Source organism: Streptomyces sp. AA1529 (genome assembly GCF_000280905.1).
Lineage (GTDB): Bacteria > Actinomycetota > Actinomycetes > Streptomycetales > Streptomycetaceae > Streptomyces.
In genome coordinates this window covers 37,686-50,871 of the sequence record NZ_ALAP01000060.1, presented here as the reverse complement: position 1 = coordinate 50,871, position 13,186 = coordinate 37,686, and the positions used below count along the sequence as shown (strand labels likewise).

Below are 13,186 nucleotides of genomic sequence, written 5' to 3'. Positions count from 1 at the left end.
GGCGCTGCCGACGGCGAAGTACTGGGTGACCAAGCGGTGCGTGCCGCTGACGGGCGAGGCGCTGGAGTGCCTGGGCGGGAACGGCTATGTGGAGGAGTCGCCGATGCCGCGGCTGCTGCGCGAGGCGCCGCTCAACTCGCTGTGGGAGGGCTCGGGGAACGTGCAGGCGCTGGACGTGCTGCGCGCGCTGCAGCGCTCGCCGCAGTCGCTGGACGCGTTCCTGACCGAGATCGGGCGGGCGCACGGCGCGGACCACCGGCTGGACGCCGCCGTGAAGGACGTGTTCGCGCAGTTGGCGGACCTGGAGGGGATCGAGGCGCGGGCCCGGCGGCTGGTGGAGCGGATGGCGCTGGTGCTGCAGGGCTCGCTGCTGGTGCGGTTCGCGCCGACGGCGGTCTCGGACGCGTTCTGCGCCTCGCGGCTGGGGGGCGACTGGGGTGCGGCCTTCGGCACGCTGCCCTCGGGCGCGGATCTGGCGGCGCTGGTGGAGCGGGCGCTGCCGCAGGTGTAGCCGCTCAGTTCCGGGGTGCGGTGCCCGCCGGGGGTGCCGCGCCCAGCATCCGGTCCAGGGCCCGGCGGGTGCGGGCCGGCGCGGTGGCGTCGGCGAAGAGCTGGAGTTCCTGGTTGAGTCCCATGTAGAGCCCGTGCAGTTCGAAGGCGAGCTGCTCGGGGTCCTCGCCGCGGCCGAGTTCTCCCACCTCGACGGCGATCCGCAGGTCGTTCACGAGGAGTCGCCGCCCGCGCAGCATGAACCGGGCGACGGTGTCGTGGACGGGGCCGCCGCGGGTGTCGAACTCGACGGAGGCGGCGGTGAACAGGCAGCCGCCGGGGAAGGCCGTGCGTTCCTGTTCCAGGTAGCGGATCCACGCCTCGCAGAAGGCGCGCAGCCGGACCAGGCCGGGCCGCAGGTCGGCGACGGGTTCCCAGACCAGCCGGGTGAAGAGCCCGGAGGCGCCGTGCAGCGCGGCCAGTTGCAGCGCCTGTTTGGTGCCGAAATGGCCGAGCACGCCCGCCTTGCTCATGCCGAGGTCGGTGGCGAGCCGTCCGATCGTCAGCCCTTCCAGCCCCTCGACGGAGCCGATGGCGACGCTGCGCTCGATGATCCGCTCCCGCGTGCGGCGGGCCTCGGCGGCGGACTTGCGTGGGCTCATGTCTCCATCGTATCCGGCCTCCCCCATTTAACTTCCGATCGATCGGTTGCTATATTTCCGGCGCCGGACCCGCATCGAGGGCCTCCGGCGCCGGACGCCCTCCGCGCGCAGCCGCCGGGGTGCGTCCCGGCTCCCTCCGCCGCAACGAGGAGAACAGCACCGTGCCGGGAACCCGCATCGCCGCACTGGGCCACCACCAGCCCGACCGCGTCCTGACCAACGACGACCTGGCGAGCCTGGTCGACACCAGCGACGCCTGGATCCGGCGGCGCACCGGGATCGCCACCCGGCGCATCGCAGCCGAGGGCGAGACGGTCGCCGACCTGGCCGCCCCGGCCGCGGGCAAGGCGCTGGCCGCCGCCGGACTCGCCCCCGAGGACATCGGCCTGGTGGTCCTGGCCACCTGCTCGGCGCGGGACCGCTGCCCCAGCAACGCGGCCCAGGTCGCCCGCGCCCTGCAGATCCCCTCCGCGGTCGCCTACGACCTCGACAACGGCTGCGCCGGCTTCTGCACCGCGCTCGCCTCCGCGAGCCACTCGGTGCGCGCGGGCGCCGCCCGGCACGCGCTGGTGATCGGTGCGGAGAAGATGTCCGACGTCACCGACTGGACGGACCGCAGCACCTGCGTGCTGCTGGGGGACGGCGCGGGCGCGGCGGTCGTCAGCGCCGTCCCGGACGGCGACGCGGTGGCGGAATCCGGACCGGAGGGCATCGGGCCCGTCGAGTGGGGCTCGGACCCGACGCGGGGCGACCTGGTGCGGCTGCTGGACGACTGGCAGCCGCACTTCGCCCAGGAGGGGCAGGCGGTCTTCCGCTGGGTCACCACCGAACTCCCCGCCGTGGCCCGCCGCGCCTGCGAACGGGCCGGGCTGGCACCCGGCGATCTGGCGGGGGTGGTCACCCACCAGGCCAACCTGCGGTTGATCGAGGCCCTGCTGGAGCGACTGGACCTGTCCCCGGACGCGGTGGTCGCCCAGGACGTGGTCGAGTCCGGCAACACCTCCGCCGCCTCCGTGCCGCTGGCGCTGGCCAAGCTGGTGGAGCGGCGGGAGCTCGCACCAGGCGCCCCGGTGCTGCTGTTCGGCTTCGGCGGCGGCCTGTCCTGGGCGAGCCAGGTGGTGCGCTGCCCCTGACGGCGCCTCCGGCGGCGACTGGCAGGATCGGCCCCATGGACGTCGGAACCCCGGCCCTCCCACGCTCGCCCTGAATCGGTTGCCAGAAGAATCGGACCCCACTACTTTGCTGCCGTCGTCAACGGAACGAGAGCAGGAAGCGGGGCGGGGGACGAACAGCTCGTGCGGACTGACCCCCGCAACGTGGCCCATGACGGGACGATCTGACGGAATCTCGGAAGGCAGGAACAGGTCGTATGACGTCAAGTCTGTCGGCCGCGCGGCCAAGCCGCAGCGGCATGGCACTCGTGTCCGTTCTTCTCGGCGCGATCACGTTGGCGGGGTGCGGCTCCCAGCAGCCGGACATGAAGGAACGGGCCGACCTTTGTGACAAGTACTGCGAGCCGCTCTCGAAGGCGGTCGACGACAAGAGGTGCGACGGAGACGACCTCACGTCCGCCCCCTGCGCCGGATGGGTATCCGCAACGCAGTCGGAGCTCGACGCGCTCGCAGAGGCGACCAAAGCAAAGGACCTCTCCGATCGGGAGAGTGAGTCCTTGTCCAAGGCGCTCGGGCACCTGCGGGATTTCGAGAGCAACGGCTGCGTGGCCATGGGTTCGGCAGCAGGTGGTGGCACCATCCCCCTCGACTGCGTGTCCACGGTTCCGCAGGCGAAGGCTGAGATCGTCGGCCTGGTGACCGAGTTGCAGAAAGACGCGTCGACGGCCTGAGAGCGGCGCCGGCGGCAAGCCGGAGCCCGGCGAGAGCCTGCGCGCCGCGCTGGACCGCGAACTGCGTGAGGAGCTGGGCGTCGCGCCGTCGTCCGCCACCCCGCTCACCGAGGTACGGGCGACGGCGGCGCTGGAGGGCGTGCCGATGCGGCTGGTGGTCTTCCGGGCCGATCTGGCCGGACGGCCGGCGCCTGCCGCCGAGATCGCCGCGCTCCGCTGGACCGGCGCGACGGTCGATCCGGGGCTCGGCCTGGCCCCGGCCGTCCGGCACCACGTCCTGCCGCTGGTGGTGTGAGTCAGTCCGCCGCCAGGTCGGCCGCCCAGGGCGGGTTCGCGCCGCGCACCGAGACGACCGCTGCGGCCACCCGGACGCCGAACTCCAGCGCCTCGGTGACCTGCTGCCCGGTGAGGCCGTCCAGTCTGCCGCCGAGTGCCCCGGCCGCCCGCAGTGCGTGCAGGAAGCCCGCCATGAAGGAGTCGCCCGCACCGACCGTGTCCACGACGGGGGTGGGCGGGGTCGGGACGCGGACCCGGGTACCGTCCAGCGAGGCCAGCACGCCCGCGGCGCCGAGGGTGACCACGACCAGCGGCACACCGTCCGCGTGGAAGGCGTCGGCGCCCTCTTCCGGGGTGGCGCCCGGCCGCAGGTGGGCCAGGTCGTCGTCGGACAGCCGCAGGATGTCGGCCGCCGCGCACCAGCGGGGCAGCGCCGCACGGTAGTCGGCGGGCTCGACGAGCAGCGGCCGGACGTTGGGGTCGACCGAGACGGTGGCCCGCTCGCGTATGTCCGTCAGCAGGCGCTCGACAGCCGCCGCGCCGGGCTGCCGGACCAGGGCGAGCGAGCCGGTGTGCAGGCAGCCGACGGGATCGGCGGTGGCGGCGGCGAGTTCGGCGTCGGTCCACTGCCAGTCGGCCGTCCGCTGCGCGTGGAAGGAGTAGTCGGCGCTGCCGTCCTCGGCCAGATCCGCCACGGCCAGGGTGCTGGGCTCGGGCGCGGCGCGTACCGCGGAACCCAGGTCGACGCCGGACTCCGCCAGCCGGGAGGCGAACAGCCGCCCGAAGACGTCGTGCGAGAGCCGCCCCAGGAAGCGGGTCGGGGTGCCCAGCCGGGCCAGCGCCACGGCCGTGTTGGCGGGCCCGCCGCCGGGGAAGACGTCCAGCGCGAGCGGCGCCGGGGCGGCGTCCCCGGAGCTGCGCGGCTCGGTCACGAACGCGTCGGCGACGCACTCGCCCAGCACGGCGATGGGAAGTTCAGCGGTCATCTCGGCCCTTCCGGTCTCACAACTCGGCGCCTCTCCGGCCCTGTCGGCACCACCGTACGGTCACCGGGTCCGGCGGGAGCGGCCCGGCAGGGTCCGCAGCTCCGGCACCCCCAGCAGCCGTCCCAGCACGAGGTAGCCGGCGGCCAGCGCGAGGATGCCGGCCGCCAGGGACAGCGCCGCGGGCAGCGTGCCCCCGCCGAGGGTGCGCCGCACCGCGTCCGCCGCCACCCAGGCGAGCCCCGCGGCCACGGCCGACGCGAGGGCCACCTTCCGGTACGTCCGCGCCAGTCCCCCCGAGCCGTCGAGCGGGCCGGACAGCCTGCGGCGCAGCAGCCGGAGCGTGAGCAGCAGTCCGGCGGCGTAGGCCAGTGCGTACCCGGCGGCCATGCCGGTCACCGCCCAGCGGGGCGGCAGCAGCAGATGGCAGCCGGTGGCCAGGGCGATGTTCACGGCCGCGATGAACGCGGCCGTCCGGAACGGGGTGCGGGTGTCCTCGAAGGCGTAGAAGCCGCGCAGCAGCAGATACTGCGCCGAGAAGGGGATCAGGCCGAGTCCGAACGCCTGGAGCATCTGCCCCAGGGGGCGAGCCGATTCGGCGTCCGCGGCACCGTGTGCGAACAGCAGCGCGGCGATCTGCGGGCCGAGCGCGAGGAAGAGGAAGGCGGTGGGGACGATGACGGCGCCGGTGAGCCGGAGTCCGCGGGCCAGATCGGCGCGCAGGTCCGCGTGCCGTCCCTCGGTCACCGCGCGGCTCATCCGGGGCAACAGCGCCGTCACCAGCGAGACGGTCACGATGGACTGCGGCAGCATCCAGATCGTCTGCGCGTAGGTGTAGGCCGAGTATCCGGCGCCCGCGTCGGGGAGCGCCTGGTCGGCGGTGTTGGCGTAGTTGGTGACGACGGTGAGCGCGACCTGGTTGGCCAGCACGAACAGCAGCGTCCACTTGGCGGCGTGCGCGCTGCGGCCCAGCCCGGTGCCGCGCCAGTCGAAGCGTGGCCGGAAGCGGAATCCGGCGGCGCGCACGAACGGGACCAGCGCGAGGGCCTGCAGGGCGATGCCACCGGTGGTGCCCAGGCCCAGCAGCCGCACCTGGGTGCCGGTGATGTCCGCGACCCGGTCGGGGACGGTCATCATGCCCAGGTAGACGCCGAACATCGTGATGAGGACGACGTTGTTCAGGATCGGGGTCCACATCATCGCGCCGAACTTCTCGCGCGCGTTGAGGACCTGGCCGAGGATCGCGAACAGCCCGTAGAAGAAGATCTGCGGCAGCAGGAAGCGGGCGAAGACGACGGTCAGCTCGAAGGCCTCGTGCTGCGCGGGGGTGTCCCGCATGAAGAGGCCCACGATCTGCGGCGCCGCCCAGACGGCGAGTGCCGTGCCGAGCGCCAGCACGGTGACCACGAGGGTCACCAGCCGCTGCTCGTACGCGCTGCCGCCGTCGGCGTGCGTGGCCCGGGCCCGCACGAGCTGCGGCACCAGTACGGCGTTGAGGGCGCCGCCGATCAGCAGGGTGTAGAGGCTGGTGGGCACGGTGTTGGCGGTGTTGTACGTGCTGGCCAGCAGCCCGGTGCCGAGCGCCGCCGCCTGCAGCACCTGTCGGATGAGTCCGGTGGCCCGCGAGACGACGGTGCCCGCCGCCATCAGCAGCGACGAGCGGGCGAGTCCCGTCCGGCCGGGGGCTGTCGGGGACCCGGGCGCTGTCCGCGCAGCGGCCACCGGCCGCGTTCCGTCTGCCATCCGGACAATCTAAGGGCAGTTGATCACCTTCCGTGAATCATCGCTGGAGGGCATGGGCGGATCCCCGCTCCCGCCTCAGGGACGGGCCGCGCGCTGCATGTGCCCGTGCAACGGTGCCGGGCGGCCGGCGGTCGAACGGGGGCCGGGCGGTCGGCGGCACCCGGCGAGCGAGGGCCGGATGTGACAGAGAACCGTCATTGCGGACATCGGGACCCGCGCCGAGGATGGGGGCATGTCCACTTCTCACCGCGTCGTCATCGCGGTCTTCCCGGATGTCGACCTGCTCGACGTCACCGGCCCGGCCGAGGTCTTCGCGCTGGCCAACCGGGAGAGCGGGGGCCGGGCGGACTACCGGGTCCGGCTGGCCGGACCGGACGCCGAGCCGGTCGCCACCTCCGCCGGGGTGCGGCTGCTGGCCGATCTGACCTTCGCCGAGGTGGGAGCCTCGGTGGACACCCTCCTGGTGCCCGGCGCCGTGGACCTGCACCCGGACGGCCCGGTGGCCCGGGTGGAGGAGCGCGTCGTGGAGTGGGTCAGGGACACCGCGCCGTACGCGCGGCGGATCGCCTCGGTGTGTGTGGGAGCCCATGTGCTCGCGGCGGCGGGACTGCTCGACGGACGGCGGGCGACCACGCACTGGTCGACCGCGGCGCAGCTCGCCGCCGAGCACCCCCGGGTGCGCGTGGACGCCGACCCGATCTTCGTCCGCTCCGGCCGGGTGTGGACCGGTGCGGGCATCAGCACCTGTATGGATCTGGCGCTCGCGCTGGTGGCCGAGGACCACGGCGAGGACCTGGCACTCGCCGTGGCCCGGCAGCTGGTCGTCTACCTCCGTCGGCAGGGCGGCCAGAGCCAGTTCAGCGTGCCGTTGAGTGTTCCGGCCGCCGCCCGGCGGGAGCTCGACGAGCTGCGCGTGTTCATCGCCGAACACCTCGCGGAGGACCTGTCCGCGCCGGTGCTGGCAGGTCGGATGTGCCTGAGCGAACGGCACTTCGCGAGGGTCTTCCGGCAGGAGACGGGCAGCAGCCCGGCGGCCTATGTGGAGGCGGCACGGGTCGAGGCGGCGCGCAGGCTGCTGGAGACGACCGACCGGTCCCCGGCGCAGATCACGGCGGACACCGGGCTGGGTTCGGTGGAGACACTGCACCGCGCCTTCCGCAAGCAGCTCAACACCACTCCGGCCGCCTACCGCCGCCGCTTCCGCACCACGAGCTGACCGCTCGCTCCCGACCACCGCACCACGCGACCACCTCACCACGGACCGCGGATCCCCGAGCACAGCACCCGAGCAGTCGCCGCGCACACGCGCCGCGTCGGCTCCGCCGTGCGCTCCTCCTACCCGAAAGGAACCTTTCCCCATGAACACGTCCACGACTCTGCGTGACGTCATCGGTCTCGACAACACGCTGCCCCGGCTCGGCGACGCCACCGTCCTCATGATCGACTTCCAGCAGACGTACCGCACCGGTGTCATGGCCCTGGAGGGCGCCGAGCCCGCGCTGGCCGCGGGAGCCCGCCTGCTGGCCGCCGCCCGCGAGGCCGGTGCGCCGGTCGTGCACATCGTCAACGACGGCGGCGAGGGCTCGCCCTACGACATCCGTGCCGACATCGGTGCCGTCAGCCCGGAGGTGGCACCCGCCGGGGACGAGCCCGTCGTGGTCAAGCGGTTCCCCGACGCGTTCCGGGACACCGGTCTGCGACAGACCCTGCGCGAGTCGGGCACGGGTGACGACCTGGTGCTGGCGGGGTTCATGACCCACATGTGCGTCACCTTCACCGCACAGGGCGCCTTCAACCTCGGCTACCGGCCCGCTGTCGTCGCCGAGGCGACCGCGACCCGCCCGCTGACCGCACCCGACGGCAGCACCCTGCCCGCCGCCGTGTTGCAGACGGCGAGCCTGACCACCGTCGCCGACCTCTTCGGCACGGTGGCCCCCACGGTGGAGCACCTGGTGCGGTGACCTTCCCGGCCGGTCGCCGGGCAGCCGGCCGCGGTGTCCGCGGTCAGCCGGTCGCGCCCGCGCGGCCGGCCCCGGCGGGCAGCCGGTCGGTGCGGGTGTGCCGGTAGGCGTGGACGGGTTCGCCCGTGCCCGGGTCGAGGGTGTAGGCGTCCAGCACGACCTGCTGCGCGTTGATGGTGAGCAGCATGAAGCCGAGGGTGTCGTAGGCCTCCCAGAACGCCTTGTTGCTCGGCTCGTCGGCCCGGCCCTTGGTCTTGGCCGCGGCGCCGCAGACGATCTGCTGGGTGCCCTGGTACCGCTCCGCGGTGTCCAGGATCTGCAGGGTGTGGTCGTGCCCGCCGAGCAGGAACTCCGCCTTCCCGGCCACGACGTCCTCGTACAGCTCCTTGACGTGCTTGCCGCTGAGGTAGTCGCCGCAGGAGATGCCCTCGTACTCCCCGGCGTTGCGGTGCGTGCCGTTGTTGCGCAGCGGATGGTGCGCGAAGACGAACTTCCAGCGGGCCCGGGAGGCGGCCAGCGACTGCTGGAGCCAGGCGCGCTGTTCGCGCGCGAAGGGACCGTTCCAGTAGTACTCGGGGTCGGTCTGCAATACGTAGGAGGCCAGCGGTGTGGTGTCGATCGCGAAGAACTCCGCCACCGGCTCGTCGGCGCCGCCGGGCACGGCGACCGAGTAGTAGCGGCCGGGCATGTACCAGCGGGCCGAGTGCGCGTGGTAGGCCACCTCGTGGTCGCCGCGCGAGGGCCACCCGCCGCTGCCGGGGATGATGCCGCTGGTGTCGTGGTTGCCGAGCACCATCAGCCAGGGCACGTCGATTCCGGCGTTGGGGCGTTCGAACTTGGACTGGAACTCGTCGTCGGTGTCGCTCTCGGGGCCGTTCTCGTAGATGTTGTCGCCGAGTCCGATCGCCAGGTCCACGCCGCGGCGGGCACACACCGTGCGGGCGGCGTCGGCGACCTGCCACTGGCCGTCCTCGCCGGTGCCCGCGTCGCCGGTGAGCAGCACGGTCAGCTCGGCCTTGTCGGGTATCGGCAGCTTGTCGACCCCGGCGGCGAGCGCCTGCGGCACCGAGGCGCCGCCCAGTACGGCGGCCGCCCCCACCCCGCCGGCTCCCGCGAGCACCGTCCGCCTGCTGACGCCGGTGCCGGTCCCCTGAGTTCCCATGCGTCTCTCCTCGTGTGTGTCTGGCACAGACACCACCCCCTGCGGGTGAAGGTGACATGTACACGGCGCAGCTAAGACTGGGCGCGGCGAGAAACACTGTCAACTCGTCGGTAACCACGAATTCCCCGGTCGGAGCCGAGGTGGACGGCCAGCAGCAGACCGGTGGCGGCCAGGAGCGCCAGCACGGTCAGCGCCGGTCCCATCGCCGTCAGGAACCCGGCGCCCGCCCCGGACCGCCGCGCGGGCGTCCAGAAGGACAGCAGCGTCGTCGCCAGCGCCACTCCCGCCGCCGGCCCGACATTCATCGCCGTCTGCTTCACCCCGCCCGCCACCCCGGCCTGTTCGGCCGGAGCCCGCCCCACGACCACGGACGTGGCCGTCACCAGCACCGCGGCGAACCCCGCGCCCAGCGCGAAGAACGCGACGCCGATCCCGCCCGCCCCGGCGTCCGCACCCAGCCGGGACAGCAACAGCACACCGGCCGCCAGCGACGCGGCGCCCGCCCCCGCCGTACGGCGCGGCCCGCAGCGCCGCAGCAGCACGGCGCACAGCGGCGCGCCGAACACCATCGTGGCGGCGAGCGGCAGCGTGCGCAGTCCGCAGACGAAGGGGTCGAGACCGAGGACGTCCTGGAGGAAGAAGGTCCCCACGAACAGCGTCCCGAACAGCGCCGCCGAGGAGACCACCAGCAGCGCCAGCGCGGGGGCGATGCCGGGCGCACGCAGCAGTCCGGCAGGCACCAGGGGGTGCGCTGCGCGGCGTTCGTGCCGGACGAAGGCGACCGCCGCGACCGCACCACCGACGGCCAGGCAGGCGTTGACCGCCGTCCAGCCGTCCCGGGCGGTGACGACCAGCGTGTGCACCGCACCCAGCAGCGCGCCGCCCAACAGGCAGGCGCCCGGAAGGTCGAGGGCCTCGCGCGGCGAAGGTTCGGGCCGGCCCCGGCGACCGGCCAGCAGCACCAGCGGACCCACCACCGCCGCGGGGACGTTGAGCAGGAACACCGCACGCCAGCCCGGTCCCGCGACGAGCAGCCCGCCGAGCACCGGCCCGCACGCGGCGGCGAGCCCGATCACGCTGGTGCGGACCGCGATCGGCGTCGCCAGCCGTTCGGGCGGGAACACGGCCCGCAGCATGCCGAGCGTGGCGGGTTGCAGCAGTGCACCGAAGACGCCCTGGACGACCCGCAGCGCGACGACGCAGCCGATGCTCCCGCACAGCCCGATCCCCGCCGAGGCCGCCCCGAAGCCGAGCATCCCCAGCGCGAACAGGCGCTGATGCCCGTACCGGTCGCCGAGCCGCCCGGCGAAGACCAGCAGACTCGCGACGGCGATCAGATACCCGGTGCTCGTCCACTGCACCTGCGCGAACGTGGCGCCCAGCTCCTGCTGCAGCCGGGGCTGGGCGACGGTGAGGACCGTGCCGTCCAGCGCCACCACGGCCGCCCCCGTGACGCTGCCGAGGAAGGTCAGTGCCCGCGCCCGGCGCTCCGGCGGCGCGCTCACCCGCCCACCGGGCCCAGATGGGCGTCCAGGGCCGCCTCCAGCACCTCGTCCTGGCCCGCCGCAGTGGCGAGCGGGAGGCTGCGCCAGGCGCCCAGTTGGGCGATCCCGTGCAGGTTCGCCCAGAGCGCTCCGGCCCGGGCCCGCGGGTCGGCCCCCGCACCGTCCCCGCTCTCCCGGCCCGCGCGCACGACGAGGTCCACCAGCACCTCGAAGAGCGGCAGGCTCACCTCCCGCAGTCCCAGCTCCCCGCTCTCCAGCAGGTCGTGACGGAACATCAGCTCGTACATGCCGCGGTGGTCCCGGGCGAAGGCCAGATAGCCGCGGGCCAGCGCGGCGAGCTGGGCGCGCGGGCCCTCCTGCGTCCGGTCGGCCGAGACCTCCCCCACCACGGCCGCCAGTCGGCCGAACCCCTCCCGCGCGATGGCCGACAGCAGCGCGAGATGCGTCGGGAAGTACCGGCGGGGCGCCCCGTGGGAGACCCCCGCATGCCGGGCGATCTCCCGGAGCGAGACCCCCCGGGCCCCCTCAGCGGCGACCAGTTCGACTCCTGCGCGGACGAGTCGCCCGCGCAGCCCGGCGTCCGTGTTCGGTTCATCCATGGACAGTGTCTACCAGGTATTAGTAGACACTGTCTACGCTCCCCGTCGGTCCTCGTTCTCGCAGGCCAGCTCGCACCAGACCGTCTTCGCGTAGGCGCCCTGCTCCACGCCCCAGCGCAGCGCGAGCGAGTCGACCAGCGCGACCCCTCTGCCGGACTCGGCCTCCGGCGCGGCGGCCAGCAGCAGCGGGAGCGGCCGCGGGTCCGGGTCGGTCACCGCGAGCCGCACCCGCTCACCGCCGCACCATGTGACCCGCACGGTCACCGGGACCCCCTCCCCCACGTGCACGACCACATTGGTGAGCAGTTCACCGACGCAGAGCGCCATCGCGTCCGCCGCTCTGCGGGCACCCCACTGCGTGCAGTGCCCGGCCACCTGGTGCCGTACCGCGCCGACATCCGCGGCCCGCGCCAGCAGCGCGAGCGAGAGCGCGGGACGCTGCGGCGCCTCGGCGATCCGCCAGGTCTGGGTCCTCACCCTCCCGCCTGCCTCTCCCCCGCCGCGGTACGCAGCACCGCCGCGAGAGCGCGGGCGGTCTCGACGTTGCAGTTGCCGAGCGAGACGAGCGGGCGGGGCTGCCGTCCGGCATATGTCACGGGATCGACGCCGAGGGACGGCAGCGTGAGCCCGTGCGCGCGCAGCGCCGCGCCCAGTTCCGCAATGCATTCCTCACCTTCGTCGCCGTATTTCGATCGCCCGTACGCACACTCGTTCATGTGTCGCACCTTCCTTGAGCAGTGTGTGACTGACACCCCACACAATGGCCGGAAGGCGGGTAACGTTGCGGCCGATCGGGCTTCCGCAAGCGAACTGCCCATCAGCTACGACCAATTGCGGACCCCCCGGGAATGGCTCCCCAGCGAGCGAAAACAGCCAGCACTCTCTCGGCGGTGAACCGTGCCAGGACCCAAGGACATCGACGGCTCGGCGGGCGTGCCCACCTTCTACGGCAAGGAACTGCGCTGGAAGCGCGAGCAGGCCGGACTGACCCAACCCCAACTGGTGGAGGGCAGCTTCTACGGCCACAGCCACCTGAGCGAGATCGAACGCGGCGAGCGGCGCATGCCGCCGGACCTCGCCGCGCACGTGGACAAGGTACTCAAGACCGACGGCTTCTTCAGCCGCCGCTGCGAGGATGTGCGGAACGCCCGGCGCAGGGGGCACGCCTGGTATTACGAGAAAGCCCTCGAGGCCGAGAAGAGGGCAGACACCATCGAAGTGTGGGGCCCGAACATCCTCCCAGGCCTCCTCCAGACTCAGGCCTATGCCGCATCCGTGGTCCGAGCGACGCATCCCATGGAAACCCCCGACGAAGTTGCCATCAAGGTGAATGCCCGGCTGGCTCGAACCGAACTCTTCGAAACGGATCACAAGAGGCCGCTGTACTGGGTGATCCTGCATGAAGCACTGCTGCGGCTGCCGATCCTCCCGGCGCCGCAGATGGCAGATCAGCTCGAACACATCGCAGCGTTGGCACGACAGCCGCGCATCGTCCCACAGATCCTGCCGTGGAACTCTGGTCCGCATCCCTTCATGATGGGCCCGGCCATGATCATGACCTTCCCCGATGCCCCACCAATGGTCTATACGGAGTCGCTCCACAGCGGAGACACCATCGACGAACCGGCTCTCGTGAAGGAGTACCGGAGGTCTTACGATCTGCTCAGGGCCGCCGCGCTACCGCCGGAGGCGTCCCTGGCCATGATCCAAACAGCGGCAGAGGGCTTCCGAGATGGCGAACACCGAGATTGACTTGCAGCAGGCTGTTTGGCGCAAGAGTTCATACAGCAACGGGAGCGGCGGCGAGTGCGTCGAGGTGGCTGTCGAAACCGTTGACGCTTCCGTCCCGGTCCGGGACACCAAGACAGCACCTCACGGCCCCGTACTCACTTTCCCCACCGCCCAGTGGGCGCACTTCATCAGCACCCTCCACGAGGGGAACGTCAACGCCTGATCTTCCCGC

The 13,186-nt window shown here is 72.8% G+C and carries 16 protein-coding genes; 8 read left to right on the top strand and 8 right to left on the bottom strand.

The window, feature by feature from the left end:
- Positions 1-511, top strand: a 511-nt coding sequence (locus tag A949_RS0117885) for an acyl-CoA dehydrogenase family protein (RefSeq protein WP_026004774.1), incomplete at its 5' end; no start/stop codon positions are given.
- 4 nt (positions 512-515) lie between these two features.
- Here A949_RS0117885 and A949_RS0117880 read toward each other — a convergent pair.
- Entirely contained in the window at positions 516-1,151 is a 636-nt protein-coding gene (locus A949_RS0117880) for a TetR/AcrR family transcriptional regulator (protein ID WP_019357394.1), read from the bottom strand.
- A gap of 161 nt (positions 1,152-1,312) precedes the next feature.
- Between A949_RS0117880 and A949_RS0117875 the strand changes: the two genes are divergently transcribed.
- From A949_RS0117875 to A949_RS36595, 3 genes are all read left to right on the top strand, one after another.
- Positions 1,313-2,284 carry a beta-ketoacyl-ACP synthase III gene (locus A949_RS0117875; RefSeq protein ID WP_026004772.1) on the top strand — a complete coding sequence of 324 codons (972 nt, stop codon included), beginning with the start codon at positions 1,313-1,315 and terminating at the stop codon, positions 2,282-2,284.
- 236 nt (positions 2,285-2,520) lie between these two features.
- Positions 2,521-2,994 (top strand): hypothetical protein, encoded by a 474-nt coding sequence (locus A949_RS0117870; RefSeq protein ID WP_019357392.1) that lies wholly within the window; start codon positions 2,521-2,523, stop codon positions 2,992-2,994.
- Positions 2,995-3,031: 37 nt separating this feature from the next.
- Positions 3,032-3,289: an NUDIX domain-containing protein gene (locus tag A949_RS36595; RefSeq protein WP_078565462.1), complete on the top strand. Its 258-nt coding sequence runs from the start codon at positions 3,032-3,034 to the stop codon at positions 3,287-3,289.
- A gap of 1 nt (position 3,290) precedes the next feature.
- On the opposite strand, the gene A949_RS0117860 is transcribed toward A949_RS36595, so the two are convergent.
- Together A949_RS0117860 and murJ are read right to left on the bottom strand one after the other, a co-directional pair.
- Entirely contained in the window at positions 3,291-4,256 is a 966-nt protein-coding gene (locus tag A949_RS0117860) for a carbohydrate kinase family protein (RefSeq protein ID WP_019357390.1), read from the bottom strand.
- Positions 4,257-4,316: 60 nt separating this feature from the next.
- Entirely contained in the window at positions 4,317-5,996 is a 1,680-nt protein-coding gene (murJ, locus tag A949_RS0117855) for a murein biosynthesis integral membrane protein MurJ (RefSeq protein ID WP_026004771.1), read from the bottom strand.
- Positions 5,997-6,228: 232 nt separating this feature from the next.
- Between murJ and A949_RS0117850 the strand changes: the two genes are divergently transcribed.
- Both A949_RS0117850 and A949_RS0117845 read left to right on the top strand, forming a co-directional pair.
- A complete protein-coding gene (locus A949_RS0117850; protein WP_019357388.1) occupies positions 6,229-7,212 on the top strand; it encodes a GlxA family transcriptional regulator in 984 nt (327 codons plus the stop codon).
- 142 nt (positions 7,213-7,354) lie between these two features.
- Positions 7,355-7,957, top strand: coding sequence for an isochorismatase family protein (locus A949_RS0117845; RefSeq protein WP_019357387.1), 603 nt, complete (start codon positions 7,355-7,357; stop codon positions 7,955-7,957).
- 43 nt (positions 7,958-8,000) lie between these two features.
- Here A949_RS0117845 and A949_RS0117840 read toward each other — a convergent pair whose 3' ends face one another.
- The 5 genes from A949_RS0117840 to A949_RS0117820 form a co-directional block, all read right to left on the bottom strand.
- Positions 8,001-9,119 (bottom strand): metallophosphoesterase, encoded by a 1,119-nt coding sequence (locus A949_RS0117840; protein ID WP_019357386.1) that lies wholly within the window; start codon positions 9,117-9,119, stop codon positions 8,001-8,003.
- Positions 9,120-9,190: 71 nt separating this feature from the next.
- Positions 9,191-10,624 carry an MFS transporter gene (locus A949_RS0117835; RefSeq protein ID WP_019357385.1) on the bottom strand — a complete coding sequence of 478 codons (1,434 nt, stop codon included), beginning with the start codon at positions 10,622-10,624 and terminating at the stop codon, positions 9,191-9,193.
- On the bottom strand, positions 10,621-11,223 hold the full coding sequence (locus tag A949_RS0117830) for a TetR/AcrR family transcriptional regulator (RefSeq protein WP_019357384.1): 603 nt from the start codon (positions 11,221-11,223) through the stop codon (positions 10,621-10,623). Before A949_RS0117830 ends, A949_RS0117835 begins: the two co-directional genes overlap by 4 nt.
- A 33-nt stretch (positions 11,224-11,256) precedes the next feature.
- Positions 11,257-11,700, bottom strand: coding sequence for an ATP-binding protein (locus A949_RS33775; RefSeq protein WP_019357383.1), 444 nt, complete (start codon positions 11,698-11,700; stop codon positions 11,257-11,259).
- Positions 11,697-11,939, bottom strand: coding sequence for a hypothetical protein (locus tag A949_RS0117820; RefSeq protein ID WP_019357382.1), 243 nt, complete (start codon positions 11,937-11,939; stop codon positions 11,697-11,699). The genes A949_RS33775 and A949_RS0117820 overlap by 4 nt, the downstream gene beginning before the upstream one ends.
- Before the next feature lie 181 nt (positions 11,940-12,120).
- On the opposite strand from A949_RS0117820, the gene A949_RS0117815 reads away from it, so the two are divergent.
- A complete protein-coding gene (locus A949_RS0117815) occupies positions 12,121-12,975 on the top strand; it encodes a helix-turn-helix domain-containing protein (protein ID WP_026004768.1) in 855 nt (284 codons plus the stop codon).
- Positions 12,956-13,177, top strand: a complete 222-nt coding sequence (locus tag A949_RS0117810) for a DUF397 domain-containing protein (RefSeq protein WP_019357380.1) — start codon at positions 12,956-12,958, stop codon at positions 13,175-13,177. The genes A949_RS0117815 and A949_RS0117810 overlap by 20 nt, the downstream gene beginning before the upstream one ends.
- The last annotated feature ends 9 nt before the right edge of the window (positions 13,178-13,186 follow it).